This is a genomic window from Mycobacterium sp. E2699, assembly GCF_001666745.1.
Lineage (GTDB): Bacteria > Actinomycetota > Actinomycetes > Mycobacteriales > Mycobacteriaceae > Mycobacterium.
Genome location: NZ_LZJH01000035.1, coordinates 56393 through 69815, shown reverse-complemented (window position 1 = coordinate 69815; position 13423 = coordinate 56393). Strand labels below are relative to the sequence as shown.

At 68.6% G+C, this 13423-nt stretch carries 16 protein-coding genes; 8 read left to right on the top strand and 8 right to left on the bottom strand.

Features of this window, described 5'->3' with window-relative positions; translation table 11 throughout:
- The first annotated feature begins 186 nt into the window (after window positions 1–186).
- Window positions 187–1377 carry a MalY/PatB family protein gene (locus A5696_RS04370; RefSeq protein ID WP_369803294.1) on the top strand — a complete coding sequence of 397 codons (1191 nt, stop codon included), beginning with the start codon at window positions 187–189 and terminating at the stop codon, window positions 1375–1377.
- 52 nt (window positions 1378–1429) lie between these two features.
- On the opposite strand, the gene A5696_RS04365 is transcribed toward A5696_RS04370, so the two are convergent.
- A complete protein-coding gene (locus tag A5696_RS04365; protein ID WP_067873978.1) occupies window positions 1430–2164 on the bottom strand; it encodes a DUF2652 domain-containing protein in 735 nt (244 codons plus the stop codon).
- A 109-nt stretch (window positions 2165–2273) separates the two neighbouring features.
- Here A5696_RS04365 and A5696_RS04360 point away from each other — a divergent pair, with 109 nt between their 5' ends.
- Window positions 2274–3179, top strand: coding sequence for a haloalkane dehalogenase (locus A5696_RS04360; RefSeq protein WP_067873975.1), 906 nt, complete (start codon window positions 2274–2276; stop codon window positions 3177–3179).
- 20 nt (window positions 3180–3199) lie between these two features.
- Here A5696_RS04360 and A5696_RS26895 read toward each other — a convergent pair whose 3' ends face one another.
- On the bottom strand, window positions 3200–3337 hold the full coding sequence (locus A5696_RS26895; protein WP_369803289.1) for a hypothetical protein: 138 nt from the start codon (window positions 3335–3337) through the stop codon (window positions 3200–3202).
- Window positions 3338–3347: 10 nt separating this feature from the next.
- On the opposite strand from A5696_RS26895, the gene A5696_RS04355 reads away from it, so the two are divergent.
- Entirely contained in the window at window positions 3348–3794 is a 447-nt protein-coding gene (locus tag A5696_RS04355) for a hypothetical protein (RefSeq protein ID WP_067873972.1), read from the top strand.
- A 10-nt stretch (window positions 3795–3804) separates the two neighbouring features.
- Here A5696_RS04355 and A5696_RS04350 read toward each other — a convergent pair whose 3' ends face one another.
- On the bottom strand, window positions 3805–4551 hold the full coding sequence (locus A5696_RS04350; protein WP_067873969.1) for a 3'(2'),5'-bisphosphate nucleotidase CysQ: 747 nt from the start codon (window positions 4549–4551) through the stop codon (window positions 3805–3807).
- A gap of 121 nt (window positions 4552–4672) precedes the next feature.
- On the opposite strand from A5696_RS04350, the gene A5696_RS04345 reads away from it, so the two are divergent.
- A complete protein-coding gene (locus A5696_RS04345) occupies window positions 4673–5290 on the top strand; it encodes a hypothetical protein (protein ID WP_369803288.1) in 618 nt (205 codons plus the stop codon).
- Between the two features lie 124 nt (window positions 5291–5414).
- Here A5696_RS04345 and A5696_RS04340 read toward each other — a convergent pair whose 3' ends face one another.
- The gene (locus tag A5696_RS04340; RefSeq protein WP_067873966.1) at window positions 5415–6590 is read right to left on the bottom strand and encodes a thiolase family protein; all 1176 of its coding nucleotides are present in this window, start codon (window positions 6588–6590) and stop codon (window positions 5415–5417) included.
- Between the two features lie 99 nt (window positions 6591–6689).
- Between A5696_RS04340 and A5696_RS04335 the strand changes: the two genes are divergently transcribed.
- Window positions 6690–7073 (top strand): hypothetical protein, encoded by a 384-nt coding sequence (locus A5696_RS04335; protein WP_067873962.1) that lies wholly within the window; start codon window positions 6690–6692, stop codon window positions 7071–7073.
- A 202-nt stretch (window positions 7074–7275) separates the two neighbouring features.
- On the opposite strand, the gene A5696_RS04330 is transcribed toward A5696_RS04335, so the two are convergent.
- The 3 genes from A5696_RS04330 to A5696_RS04320 all read right to left on the bottom strand — a co-directional run bounded on the left by A5696_RS04330 (window position 7276) and on the right by A5696_RS04320 (window position 8828).
- Window positions 7276–7608: a hypothetical protein gene (locus tag A5696_RS04330; RefSeq protein WP_067873960.1), complete on the bottom strand. Its 333-nt coding sequence runs from the start codon at window positions 7606–7608 to the stop codon at window positions 7276–7278.
- A gap of 109 nt (window positions 7609–7717) precedes the next feature.
- Window positions 7718–8305: a TIGR03086 family metal-binding protein gene (locus A5696_RS04325; protein ID WP_067873957.1), complete on the bottom strand. Its 588-nt coding sequence runs from the start codon at window positions 8303–8305 to the stop codon at window positions 7718–7720.
- Between the two features lie 13 nt (window positions 8306–8318).
- Complete coding sequence (locus tag A5696_RS04320; RefSeq protein ID WP_156738241.1) at window positions 8319–8828, bottom strand: hypothetical protein; 510 nt, start codon at window positions 8826–8828, stop codon at window positions 8319–8321.
- Between the two features lie 104 nt (window positions 8829–8932).
- Here A5696_RS04320 and A5696_RS04315 point away from each other — a divergent pair, with 104 nt between their 5' ends.
- On the top strand, window positions 8933–9820 hold the full coding sequence (locus A5696_RS04315) for a DMT family transporter (RefSeq protein ID WP_067873954.1): 888 nt from the start codon (window positions 8933–8935) through the stop codon (window positions 9818–9820).
- Here the strand turns inward: A5696_RS04315 and A5696_RS04310 are convergent.
- A complete protein-coding gene (locus A5696_RS04310) occupies window positions 9791–10150 on the bottom strand; it encodes a VOC family protein (RefSeq protein ID WP_082956274.1) in 360 nt (119 codons plus the stop codon). The two genes, A5696_RS04315 and A5696_RS04310, sit on opposite strands and share 30 nt — an antisense overlap.
- Before the next feature lie 247 nt (window positions 10151–10397).
- Here A5696_RS04310 and A5696_RS04305 point away from each other — a divergent pair, with 247 nt between their 5' ends.
- Both A5696_RS04305 and A5696_RS04300 read left to right on the top strand, forming a co-directional pair.
- Window positions 10398–11729 (top strand): magnesium transporter MgtE N-terminal domain-containing protein, encoded by a 1332-nt coding sequence (locus A5696_RS04305; protein WP_067873951.1) that lies wholly within the window; start codon window positions 10398–10400, stop codon window positions 11727–11729.
- Entirely contained in the window at window positions 11726–13372 is a 1647-nt protein-coding gene (locus A5696_RS04300; protein WP_067873948.1) for an Nramp family divalent metal transporter, read from the top strand. Before A5696_RS04305 ends, A5696_RS04300 begins: the two co-directional genes overlap by 4 nt.
- Window positions 13373–13423 lie beyond the last annotated feature (51 nt).

The following is a 13423-nucleotide window of genomic DNA, read 5'->3' as shown; positions in this document are numbered from 1 at the left end:
ACGACCTAATATTTGTCCACGTACGCTACGGTGCCGCCGAGAGCCGCGTCAACGCCTGGGCAAACACGTGCCGCGGCAAAGTCGTCGGGATATCCAGCGTCGAACCCGGGTGTAAACACCCCTGACGATTCCAAGCACGCATTCGCCACCTAGTCTGCCGGGGTGGGCTTTAACCCGCTCGAGGAAATGACGCTGTCCCAACTGCGGCTACGCACCAGCATGAAGTGGCGCGCGCACCCGGACGACGTGTTGCCGCTCTGGGTCGCGGAGATGGACGTCAACCTGGCGCCGACGGTGGCCGGCGCGCTGCGCCACGCGATCGACATCGGCGACACCGGATACCCTTGCGGCACCGCGTTTGCCGAGGCCGTCAGCGAATTCGCCTCGCGGCGTTGGCAATGGCACGACCTGGAGGTCGCCCGCACCGCGATCGTTCCCGACGTCATGCTCGGCGTGGTCGAAATGCTGCGCCTGGTCACCGACCGCGGCGATGCCGTCGTCGTCAACCCACCGGTCTACGCGCCGTTCTACGCTTTCGTCTCGCACGACGGCCGGCGGGTGATCGAGGCACCGCTCAGCGCCGACGGCCGAATCGACTTGGCCTCCTTGGAGGACGCCTTCGCGCACGCCGGCGCTTCGGGCGGCAAGGTCGCCTACCTGTTGTGCAACCCGCACAACCCGACCGGGTCGGTGCACACCGCCGAGGAGCTGCGCCAGGTCGCCGAACTCACCCGCCGCTTCGATGTCCGGGTGGTGTCGGACGAAATCCACGCGCCGGTGATCTTGTCGGGAGCACGGTTCGTCCCCTACCTGACCGTGCCCGGCGCGGAGAACGCCCTGGCCCTGACGTCGGCCTCGAAGGCGTGGAACCTCTCCGGCCTGAAGGCGGCCCTGGCCATCGCGGGTCCGGAGGCGGCCGCGGACCTGCGCCGCATGCCGGAGGAGGTCAGCCATGGTCCGAGCCACCTCGGCGTCATCGCCCACGCGGAGGCCTTCCGCAGCGGCGGCGACTGGCTCGACGCGCTGCTGGCCGGGTTGGACGAGAACCGGACGCTGCTGGGCGACCTGGTCGCCGAACACCTCCCGGGCGTGAAATACCAATGGCCGCAGGGCACTTACCTCGCCTGGCTGGATTGCCGAGACCTCGGCTTCACTGAGGAGACCGCCGACGGGCTGGCGGTGGTCGCCGATCTGGCCGGGCCGGCGCGCTGGTTCCTCGACCACGCGCGCGTCGCGCTCAGCTCCGGCCACGTCTTCGGGACCGGCGGAGCCGGATACGTGCGGCTCAACTTCGCGACCTCGAAAGCCATTCTGGCCGAGGCGCTATCGCGCATGGGCCGGGCGCTTGAGGCCGCCGGGCATCGAAATCGACGCTAGCGTACGACGCACTCGCAGTTCTTCGCGCGACCGTCGGTTTCGACGAAACAGGTTATGCGGGAACATCCTCGGCGCGGTCCAGGTTGCGGAAGCCTTCCGCGGGCTTCTTGATGCCCAACAGGAAAGGCAGCGCGCCGAACTCGAGCTTCGCCGTCGCCCCGAACCGGCCGAGACGGCTGCGCCGGGGCGGCGTCGGCAAAACACCCGGCACCTCCGTCGTGGCAAGGTCGATGTAATGCGTCGACGTATCCCCGATGCCCTCGAAGTGGTGGACCAGCGGCTTGCACAACCCGCGCATCGGGTCTTCGAGGCATGCGGCGACCGGATCGGTCATCAACACGTACTCGAGCACTGGCACCGAGTTTTTCAGCATCCGATGCACGAGGATGACGTCGACGCCGGCGAGTTCGACGTGCCGCTTCACCCGTTGCTCCGCCACCTCCCCCTCGTGCACGACGAACTTCAGCGACAGGTTGTCCAGCTGCGAACAGCTGGCGCACTCGCAGGCAATGTCCGCCTTGAAGCGCTCGCGCTGCGCCAGGAACGCCCCGCGCATCCGTGACAGCCGGTCGCACACGAGCACTTTGGCGTTGCCGTCCGGCGCCCAGAAGAACGCCGCGTCGCCCTCCAGCTTGGCCAGTTTCAAGCCTTTGCCGGCATCGATCACCGCCTCCAGCAGTCCGGCCACCGTCAGCTGCGCGTGCGCCAGGTGGGTGCGGTTCCAATTCATGTAATGCGTGTACCCGCCGATGTCGGCGATGAGCAGGACCGCGCGCCGGATGGCCATGATGTGGGCAGTTTAGTGGTTGCCAGTCGGCGTCTCAATGAATCTTGCACTGGACGAAATCGCCTCGCCGCGAGAGGCTTGCAAAGGTCTCACCCCGGAGGAGCCGAATATGGATGTGCTGCGAACCCCAGACTCCCGATTCGAAAACCTGGAGGGCTATCCGTTCGTAGCGAATTACGTCGACGTGGCCGCGAGCGACACCCGGCCGCTGCGCATGCACTTCCTCGATGAGGGACCGGCCGACGGGCCGCCGATCGTGCTGCTGCACGGCGAGCCCACCTGGAGCTACCTGTACCGCACGATGATTCCGCCGCTGGCCGACGCCGGGAACCGCGTGCTGGCGCCCGACCTCATCGGCTTCGGTCGCTCCGACAAGCCCGGCCGGATCGAGGATTACACCTACCAGCGGCACGTCGAGTGGGCGACCGCCTGGTTCGAGCGCCTCAACCTCAAGGACGTCACGCTGTTCGTGCAGGACTGGGGTGCGCTCATCGGTCTGCGCATCGCCGCCGAGCAGGGTGACCGGATCGCGCGGCTGGTGGTGGCCAACGGCTTCCTGCCCACGGCGGAGCGGCCGACGCCGCCCGCCTTTTACGCCTGGCGCGCCTTCGCCCGCTACTCCCCCGTGCTTCCCGCCGGGCGCATCGTCGCCGCGGGGACCGTCCGCCACGTGGCGTCCAAAGTGCGGGCGGGCTACGACGCCCCCTTTCCCGACAAGACCTACCAGGCGGGCGCCCGCGCGTTCCCTCAGCTGGTGCCCACGTCGCCGCATGATCCGGCGATCCCGGCCAACCGGGCCGCGTGGAAGGCCCTGAGCCGCTGGGAGAAGCCCTGCCTGGCGATCTTCGGCGCGCGCGACCCCATCCTCGGGCGAGCGGACCGTCCCCTGATCGCCCACATCCCCGGCGCAGCGGGCCAGCCCCACGCGCGCATCAACGCCAGCCACTTCATCCAGGAAGACGCCGGGCCGGAACTGGCCGACCGCGTCCTGTCCTGGCAGCAGGCCCTGCGCTGAGCGTCCTTACCGGGTGCTGATCAGTCGCGAGACGCCGCGCCGAGGCGGGGGAACAGCGCCAGCGCGTTGGTGCGCTCGATCGCCGCCCGCGCGCCGGCGTCCAACCCGCGGTAGGTCTCCAGGCCGGCTCCTCTGTTGCCGCGCGCGACCGGATGCAACGATCAGCGAATGGACATGGTGACGATGGGCCTGGTGGGTACGGTCGTGGGCGCGTCGGCCATGGGCATCGCGGGCGTCGCGAGGTCCGCCGCCGACAACTTGCTTCCCGGAATGGTAGAGGGCACCAGGAGCAAGCATCAGATGAAGATGCACCTGCACTCCCAGCGCTGTGACGCGATCCAGCGCTGGCGCAGCGGCTTGGCGAACGCGCGGGACGCCTACCGGCATTGGGCGTGCGGTCCCCGCGACGGCGACCCGCCCAACGTCGTCGGCGATGAATGGTTCGAGGGGTTGCGGCCGTACCTGCCGACCACCGGGGAAGCTTCCCTACTCCGCACCGCGCACGAAGTGCATTGCGACAACCCGACTCTGATGCTGCTGTCGCTGGAGATCGGACGGATCGAGAAGGAGTGGACCGAGGAGGCGAAGGGGCGCCGGCGCCGCCTACGCTCCTAGGGTCGGGTGACTACTGCGCGTCCGGCGCCGACGTGACGGCGAGGACCGCTTCGGCGAGCTCGGGACGGCACACCACGAGATCGGGCAGTTTGGGGTCCGGCTGGTTATAGGCCAACGCCGATCCGTCGATGCGGGAGGTGTGTAGGCCGGCGGCCCGGGCCACCGCGACGGGGGCGGCCGAGTCCCATTCGAACTGGCCGCCGGCGTGCACGTACACGTCGGACAGGCCCTGCACGATCGACGCGACTTTGGCTCCGGCGGAACCCATTTCGACCAGGACGCCGCCGAGCGCGTCGCGAACGGTGAGCGCGATCGCGGGTGGGCGGGTGCGGGAGACGACGATGCGGGGCCGGCCGGGCGCGGTGGGAGGCGCGTCGACGTGCGGGGTCGCCAGGGTGAGGCCCTGCGCCGGCAGCGCCACCGCACCGGCCACGAGCTCACCGGCCTGCCAGAGCGCGACGTGGACCGCCCAGTCGTCGCGCCCGAGCTCGGAGAATTCCCGCGTCCCGTCGAGCGGATCGACGATCCAGACCCGATCCGAACGCAATCGCACCGGGTCGTCGGCGCCCTCCTCGGACAGCACCGCGTCGCCGGGCCGCCCACCGCCGAGCGCCTCCATCAGGAAGTCGTGGGATCGCTTGTCCCCCGCTGCTTTTCGTTCGCCGGCGTCGGCTCCGGCGAACTCCTCCCGGACGGAAAGCAGCAGCCGCCCGGCCTCGGTGGCCAGCCGCGCCGCCAGCGCGTGATCGTCGTTCATCCGCAACTCCACGAATCGGTACTAACCTGAATAAGTTGGTAGTGTTGACCGACTTTACCCCGCCATGATTGGTGGCGCCGTCGACCCCCGGGCCCGACGTTTCTGCCATAATCTGGTGAACGTGAGCGGGGGCAACGTCACATCGTCGAGCCGGTTGCGGTTTCCGGGAGGACACCTGGGGCTGGCCGGCGCCGTCGTGGCCGTGCTGCTGGTCGGCGGGCTGGTCTTCGGCGCGGTGAAGCTGATCGGCGGCGGGCGAAGCGCGTCCCCGCAGCCCACCACCCCACCGGCCCCGCCGACCTACTTCGCCATTCCGGGCTGCTACAACCCGTCGGTCCCGCCCGTCGAGCGCCCGAAAAGGCTCAACGTGCTGGGGTGCGCGAGCGTAGCCGTTGCGCTGCAAGACATGTCGTGGACCTCCTGGGGACCACAGGGCGCCGACGGGACCGGTACCGCCGTCTTCAAGATCTGCGACCCGAACTGTGCGGCCGGGTATCAGCTCACCGACCCCGTCGTCGTGCACGCGTGGAATGCCCAGCCGCCGCGGCCGGACGCGATCTGCCAGGCCGGGCTGAAGATCTTCGCCGACCTGGTGCTGGCGTTCCCCAAGGCGGCCCCGCCACCGACCGCGCAGAAATTGAACACGCAGTACAACGGGATGCCCGCGGTGCATTACGTCAACTATTCGCCCGCCAATAACCGCGACACGCAGTTCATCGGCTACACGTTCTGCAACTGAGCGTGTCAGAGGCTAGAACCGATGGCGGCGACCCGCTTCGCCCGGCTTCGCCGCCCTCGCGATCGCCGCTAGAGCCGATGGCGGCGACCCGCTTCGCCCGGCTTCGCCGCCCTCGCGATCGCCGCTAGACCTCGATGACGACCGCGCCGCCCTGGCCGCCGCCCGCGCACATCGCCGCCACGCCGATGCCGCCGCCGCGGCGGGCCAGCTCGTAAGTCAGGGTCGTGACCATGCGCGCGCCCGAGGCCGCGATGGGGTGGCCGAGGCTGCAGCCGCTGCCGGAGAAATTCACCTTCTCCTCGTCGATGCCGTACTCCCGGCATGCCGCGATCGGCACAGAGGCGAACGCCTCGTTGATCTCCCACAGCGCCACGTCGTCGACCGACAGCCCCGCCCGCTGCAGTACCTTCGCGATCACCTTGACGGCGCCGAGGCCGGTGTCCCTGGGCGGCACGCCCACGGCGGCCCATGCCCTGACCGTGCCCATCACGTCGAGCTTCTCGGCGACGGCGTAGTCGCGGTCGACGAGCGCGACCGCCGCGGCGGCGTCGTTGGTGCCGCTGCTGTTGCCCGCCGTGATGGAGAATCCCTCGATCTCGGGATGCAGCACCTTGAGCCCGGCGAGCTTCTCGACGGTGGTGTCCCGGCGGGGATGCTCGTCGACCGAGAACTCGGTGACCGAACCGTCGGCCTGGGTGATCTTCAGCGGGACGATCTCGTCGAGGAACTTTCCCTCATCCATCGCGGCGATGGCACGCTGATGCGACCGGGCGGCCCAGGCGTCCATCTCCTCGCGGGTGATGCCGACCGCCTGCGCGGTGTTCCACCCCACGGTGATCGACATGTCGCGGGTGGGCGCGTCGGGCGCCTCCACGTGCGTGGGCGGTAGCCATCGCTCCTCGAACTTGAGCTCGGGGCCGGGAATCCGCTGATTCATCAATGGGGTCATCGAAAGGGACTGCACGCCGCCGGCGATGAGCACCCGCTCCATCCCGGAGCCGATCTGCGCCGCGGCGTTGCCGATGGCGGTGAGGCTGCCCGCGCAGTGCCGGTTCACCGCTTGGCCCGGAATGTCCTCCAGACCCGTCGCGGCGGCGGCATACCGCGCCAAATCCCCTCCACCGTAATGCGATTCGGCGAAGATGATGTCGTCGATGGCAGACGGGTCGATGCCCGCCCTGCGCACCACCTCGGGAAGCACCGTGGTGATCAGCGTCTCGGGCGGCGTGTTGACGAGCGCCCCCTTGAAGGAGCGGCCAATCGCCGTCCTGGTGGCTCCGACGATAACGGGTGTGGCCATGTTTTACCTCGAACTGTTGGGTGCCAAGTTTACGAGAATCGCCTCAAGTGTAACGCCACGGCGCGCCCGGTATCCGGCCGGTGCCGCTAGGCTCCCGCAATGACCACCACACCCCTCGTGAAACCCGATACGACCGCATATCGAGTTGCGGCGATGCTGATGGGCATCGGCACCGTCCACTTCCTGGCGCCCAAACCGTTCGACACGATCGTTCCCGCCGAGCTGCCCGGCGACGCGCGGCTCTACACCTACGCATCCGGAGTCGCCGAGATAATCACCGGCGCGCTCTTGGTGCCGCGGCGCACCCGACGGCAGGCCGCGCTCGCGGCCGCCCTGCTGTTCGTCGGTGTGTTCCCGGCCAACGTCAACATGTGCCGGTTGTGGTGGGGCAAACCCTGGCCGATGCGCGTCGCCGCGCTGGCCCGGCTGCCGCTGCAGATCCCGATGATCACCACCGCGCTCAAGATCAGGCGTAACAGCTGAGTTTTCACATCCGCCACATCAGCCTCGGCTGTCGGAGGGGTGCTTCTTTTGTCGCCTCAGAGCGACAAATCCCGTCATACGGCGCGACGGCCGCACATTGTCGCTCTGAAGCGGACCGACTGTGTGCCCGCGGATCCGGGGACTGCAGTGGCGGATGTGACCACCACGACGCAAAAACGCGTCAACAAGGTTGGTGCGCAGGTCAAACCGCCGTATTGCTCGACGAGCTTGCCGAATCAAGCTTCCTCCACTGAGAGCCCAGGTACGCGGCCACCAGAAGTGCGATTGCGCCCCCGACAACGCTTTTCACGAAGTCCGGGCCCCGCGACGGATAGATCCCGGTGCGCACCAGGTGAACCCGCCCGAGGACCTCGAGCAGGACGAAGACGATGCCGAGTAGGCCACCGGTTCTGTTCTTCGGCAGTAACGACAGGCCGGCGGCAACGTAGCAGGCCCCAACGGCCGAAGTACGGAAAGACGGTTTCAGCGGCTTGGACAGCAACCCCAGCCAATTGCCGGTGATGCCGACCCACACCTCGGACAGTCCCGCGAAGATGCAATACGCGGCGGCGATCCGTATTCCGGTCCGCCTTGGGGGTGTCGCGCATGTTGTTGTCCCGCCTCGGTCCATAGAACTCCCGCAGTTAGCCGCCGTCATCGACCGAGCGTCCGAGATAGGCCATCAACCGGGCCGTCGGTGTGGAACCCTCGGGCGCAATCTGCGCCGGCCCGAAGCCACCGGGCCGGCGCAACAGGTCCTGCGGCACCGACTCCACCAGCCCGCGGCACAGCGCCAGCAGGTCCCCGGGCAGCTCGACGAGCCGGCCCAGCGAGCGGTGCACGTCCCAGCTGTGCAACGCCAAGTCGGAGACGGGATAGGTCAGCGCCCGGTGCAACGGAACCTCACCCTGCGGCGACTTTCGCGCCGCGTCAAAATCGGTGCCGGGCAGCGCCTCTCGCAGCCGGGCAGCCAGCTCGCGCAGCCGTGCCGCCGGGTCGTCGGACGCCCAGTCGGCGGGCTGGGAGGGACGGTCCCAGACCTCGCCGTCCTCAACGAGCGTCACGATCTTCGCCGCGCTGCCGGTGGCGTGGCCGACCAGGTCACGCACGCTCCAACCCTCGAGGTTGGACGGCTTGTCCCAGCTCTCCGACGGAATCTCTTCCACCGCGTCGATGAGCAGGTGCATAGCCTCGGCTGCCGAAGTGCCGATCCGCGCGGGCGTGTCGTTCATGAGTGCCAGGCAATCATCCCGCGGCCGCTTGGCTTTTCGGCGTACCGGCGCGGTGCAGCCACACGAAGTCGTTCTGTCCCGCGGCGCCCGCCAGGAAAGGCCTGACCAGCAACGGATAAGCCTTCATCGCGTCCTTGCGCGGAATCACCTCGGGCCGTTCCAGCGCGTACTGGCCACCGTTCCAGGTGAGTGTGCAGTGGCCGGCGGCCAGCACATTCTCCAACCAGTCAACGCGGGGGTAGGCGGCCGCGAGCACGAAACCATCACCGAGCGGATAGGCGCTCAGCGGCGTCACGTAGGCTCGGCCACTGCGCCGACCGACGTGGTGCAATGCGCTGAGGTTGAAATAGAGCATTCCCGGCCGGGTTCCGGCGACCTTGCGCAGATAGGGATTCAGCCGCTTGGTGGCGCGGCGCGTCCGATCGCTGATCCGCCTCACGTGCATCAGCATGCCCCAGCCGAGCAAAAGCAGATAGGCGGCCACCACGGCGCCGACGACGACAGCGGGCACCATCACCAGCATCTGCGGAAGTTTTCGGCGGGCCACGAACACCGACTTTTCGCGGCACACCGCCAACGGTCTAGGGTCGCAAGTCCCTAGGTCGATCGATCAGACGGGAGGTCCTCGTGGGCAGGACGGGTGTCGCGGCACTGCTCGCGATCGGGGCGGCGTTCATGATCGGCATCGGCGACGTCCTCGAACAGCGCTCCGCCCAGCAGGTCACCGACAAGCCGGTCGGCACCTTTGCCCTGTTCCGCCGGCTGCTGCGCGATCGGCGATGGTGGGCGGGCAGCCTGGTGGCCGCCGCGGGATTCGGTCTGCAGGCCGCGGCCCTGGGCCTCGGTTCCGTGGTTCTCGTGCAAGCACTGTCGGTGACCTCGTTGCTGTTCGCCTTGCTCATCAGCGCCAGGGTCAACCACCGCAGAATCACGCGCTGGCAAGCGATTTGGGCCACGCTGCTCGTCGCCGCCGTCGCGGTCGTGGTGACCGTCGGCAACCCGCAGGCCGGAAACCCGCGGGGCTCGGCTGAGACATGGACCGTCGTGGGCCTGGTCATGGGCCCGGCGCTGATCCTCTGTGTGATCGGCGCCCGCATGTCCTCGCCTTCGGTCAGCGCGCTGTTGCTGGGGCTGATGTCCGGCTCGCTGTGGGGTGTGTTCTCGGTGTTGACCAAGGGCGTCGTCGACCAGCTCGACCGCGGCATTCCCGCGTTGCTGCGCACGCCCGAGCTGTACGTGTGGGCGGTGCTGGCCATCGCCGCCACGGCCTGGGAGCAGTCGGCGTTCCGGGCCGGACCGCTGACCGCGTCGCTGCCCGCGGTGACCGTCGCCGAGCCCGTCGTGGGATCGGTGCTCGGCGTGGTCGTGCTGGGCGAGACGCTGAACACCAACGCGGGCAGCCTGATCGCACTCGGGTTATCCGTGGCCGTCATGGCCGCCGCGACGGTCGCGCTGGCGCACAGCCAGGCCGCCGGGGCGCCGCGGTCAGCTCAGCCGCGAACCGACGCGGAGTAGCGTGCCGTCCGGGTCGACATACGCGAATTCCCTTAAGCCATAGGGCGTGTCTTCCGGGTCGGTGAGGCGGCCGGTGAGGTTTTCCAGCGCGGCCCATTCCGCGTGGAGCGCGTCGGCGTCGCGGACGTAGAGGTAGACCATGGCGTCCGTGCTCAGCGGATCGTGCTCGGCCCATTCGGTGAGGTGAATCGACACGGCCCCACGGTCGGCGAACCCGTAGCGCTCCGGGCCCTCGTAGGCGCGGGCTTCGAATCCCAGTCTGCGGTAGCGGTCGAGTGCGACATCCAGATCCCGGACGGGAACGATCGGCGACACCGAGTCGAAATCGATTTCGCGCACACCACAGTGTGTCAGGTCTTGCCGCACATCGGATTCGCAGGGCCGCGCGATGCTGTCGTATCCCCGTGGCCACCCGGCGTTTACCTGTTCGCTGTGGTCATCCGCCGCGACGGGGGCGTATGCTCTGGCGGCCGAGCCGGTCATGTCACCATACTTGCGCCATCACCGAACCTGGTTGTAAGCCGCACCCGCACGTGGCATTCTGCGGGCGACTATCGCACAGCGTTGAGGAGGACAAGTGAGCACATCGCAGACCGCGGAGCCCCGCGGCGCGCTGCCGGTAATCCATCTCTCCGAGCTGCTGCGCGCGCCGGTCCTGGCCCGCTCCGGTGAGGCCGTGGGCCGCGTCGAGGACGTGATCGTGCGGCTGCGGGACGCCGACGACTATCCGCCCGTGACCGGGATCGTCGCCGGGGTCGGCGGGCGGCGGGTGTTCGTCGGCAGCAAGTCCATCGACGAGTTCGCGCCGGGGCGAATCGTGCTGACAAAGAACAAGGTTGACCTCCGCGGCTTCGAGCGTCGCGACGGCGAGGTGCTGTTGCGCGCCGACGTGTTGGGCCACCGGCTGATCGATGTGGCCGCCGTCGATCTGGTGCGTGCCTACGACGTCGAGCTGGAAGACACCGGCTCCGGGTGGGTGCTCGCGCGCCTGGACACCCGGCGCCCGCCGCGGCTGTTCGGCTTGATCAAGCAGTCCGGCGGGCATGCCGCCCGGGACTGGAAGGCGTTCGAACCGCTGATCGGCCACGCCCGCTCCGATGCCGTGCGGCGTCTGTCGGACCGGTTCGGCGAGTTCAAGGCCGCCGAGATCGCCGACCTCCTCGAGGAAGCCGATAAGGCCGAGGGCGGCGAAATCCTCGACCGCGTGCACAGCGACCCGGAGTTGGAAGCCGACGTGTTCGAGGAGCTGGACCCCGAAAAGGCCAGCCGCCTCCTTGACGGCATGCCCGACGACGAGGTCGCGGCGCTGCTGGGCCGGATGCGCGCCGACGACGCCGCCGACGCGATCGCCGACCTGCGCCAGTCGCGACGCCGGCGCGTGCTCGACTTGATGCCGGCCCCACAGCGCACCAAGGTGATCACGCTGATGGGGTTCAACCCCGAGAGCGCCGGCGGCCTGATGAACGTCGACTTCGTCTCGTGTGCCGCCAATGCCACCGCCGGCTCGGCGCTGGCGCTCATCGGGGCCGCCCGCGCGGTTCAGCCGGAGGCGTTGGTCAAGGTGCACATTCTCGACGCGGCCAAGCGCCTCGAGGGCGTGGTGTCGGTGATCACCCTGCTGCAGGCCGAACCCAGTGAAAGCGTTGGGGCGCTGATGGATTCGGATCCGGTGTGCGTCAGCGCCGACGCGGACCTTACCGACATCGCGCTGTTGATGGCAGACTTCAACCTCTACTCCATCCCCGTCGTCGACGAGCAGGACCGCGTGCTCGGGGTGGTGACCGTCGACGACGTCCTGGAAGAGACCATTCCCGAGGACTGGCGCCGGCGTGAACCCGCACCCCGCCCGTTCCGCGAAATCACCCAACCCGATGGCCACGGGCCCGTTTCCGGGGGTGAGACAACGTGACCCCGAGCGCCGACAAGACCGCCGAACCCGTGGCCGCGCACAGCGCGGTGCTCGACTCCGCGCACCTCGGTGACATCGAGGGCGCGTTCGGGCGCATCAAACTCAGCGAGGTCGACCATCCGCGGACGTGGAAGACGCGGCTGCTGACGCTGCTGGCGATCGTCGGTCCCGGCATTATCGTGATGGTCGGGGACAACGACGCGGGCGGGATAGCCACCTACGCCCAGGCCGGCCAGAACTACGGCTACTCGCTGCTGTGGGTGCTGCTGCTGCTCATCCCGGTGCTCATCGTCAACCAGGAAATGGTGGTCCGACTCGGCGCGGTCACCGGTGTCGGGCACGCCCGGTTGATCAACGAACGCTTCGGCCGCGGCTGGGGCTGGTTTTCCGTCGGCGACCTGTTCCTGCTCAACTTCCTGACCATCGTCACCGAGTTCATCGGCATCAGCCTGGCCGCCGATTACATCGGCATCTCCAAATATGTCGTGGTGCCGATCGCGGCGGTGGCGTTGGTCGCGATCATGGCCAGCGGCAGCTTCCGGCGCTGGGAGCGCGCGATGTTCGTCTTCATCGCCATCACCCTGTTGCAGATCCCGATGCTGCTGATGTCGCACCCGCAGTGGGCGCACGCGGCGAAGTCCTTTGTGGTTCCCAGCATCTCGGGCGGCGTGAGCTCGGATGCGGTGCTGTTGATCATCGCCATCGTCGGCACGACCGTGGCGCCCTGGCAGCTGTTCTTCCAACAGTCCAACATCGTCGACAAACGCATCACCCCGCGGTTCATGGCGTACGAACGCGCCGACACCGTCATCGGGGCCTTCGTCGTGATCGTCGGCGCGGCGGCGCTGCTGATGACCGGCGACTGGGCCGCCCGCTCCACCGACACGGTGGGTAATTTCACCGACGCCGGCGCCGTCGCCCACCTGCTCGGCCAGCACAGCGCGGCCCTGGGGGCCTTCTTCGCCATCGTGCTCATGGACGCGTCGATCATCGGCGCGGCCGCGGTGACACTCGCCACCAGCTACGCCTTCGGCGACGTGTTCGGCCTCAAGCACTCGCTGCACCGCGGGTTTGCCGACGCCAAACAGTTCTACCTGTCCTACACCGCGATGGTGGTGCTGGCCGCGGCCATCGTGCTCATCCCCGGCGCCCCACTCGGGTTGATCACCACGGCGGTGCAGGCCCTCGCCGGGCTGCTGTTGCCCAGCGCCAGCGTGTTCTTGCTGCTGTTGTGCAACGACCGGGAAGTGTTGGGGCCGTGGGTGAATCGGCCCTGGCTGAACTGGGTCGCCGGGCTCATCGTGGGCACCCTGCTGCTGCTGTCGGGGATCCTGATGGCCACCACCCTGTTTCCCCACATCGACGTCGTCGCCGTCGCCGGCTACCTGGCGCTGGCGCTGATCGCGCTCGCGGCGGCCGCGGTCCCGACGCTGCGCTGGATGGCCCGCCGGCAGCCCGCGCCGCCGGCACCGAAAGAGCCGGCGCGTCCCGTCGACCGCGACACCTGGCGGATGCCACCACTGACCCTGCTCGAGCCGGTCACCTGGTCCCCCGGCACCCGGCTCGGCATGATCGCCCTGCGCAGTTACCTGGTCGTCGGCGCGCTATTGCTCGTGGTCAAGGCCGTCCAGCTCAGCCACTAGCACGCGAGCCGAGTGGCGCCACCGGCGCCGGTATGCGTAGATTGGCTATCA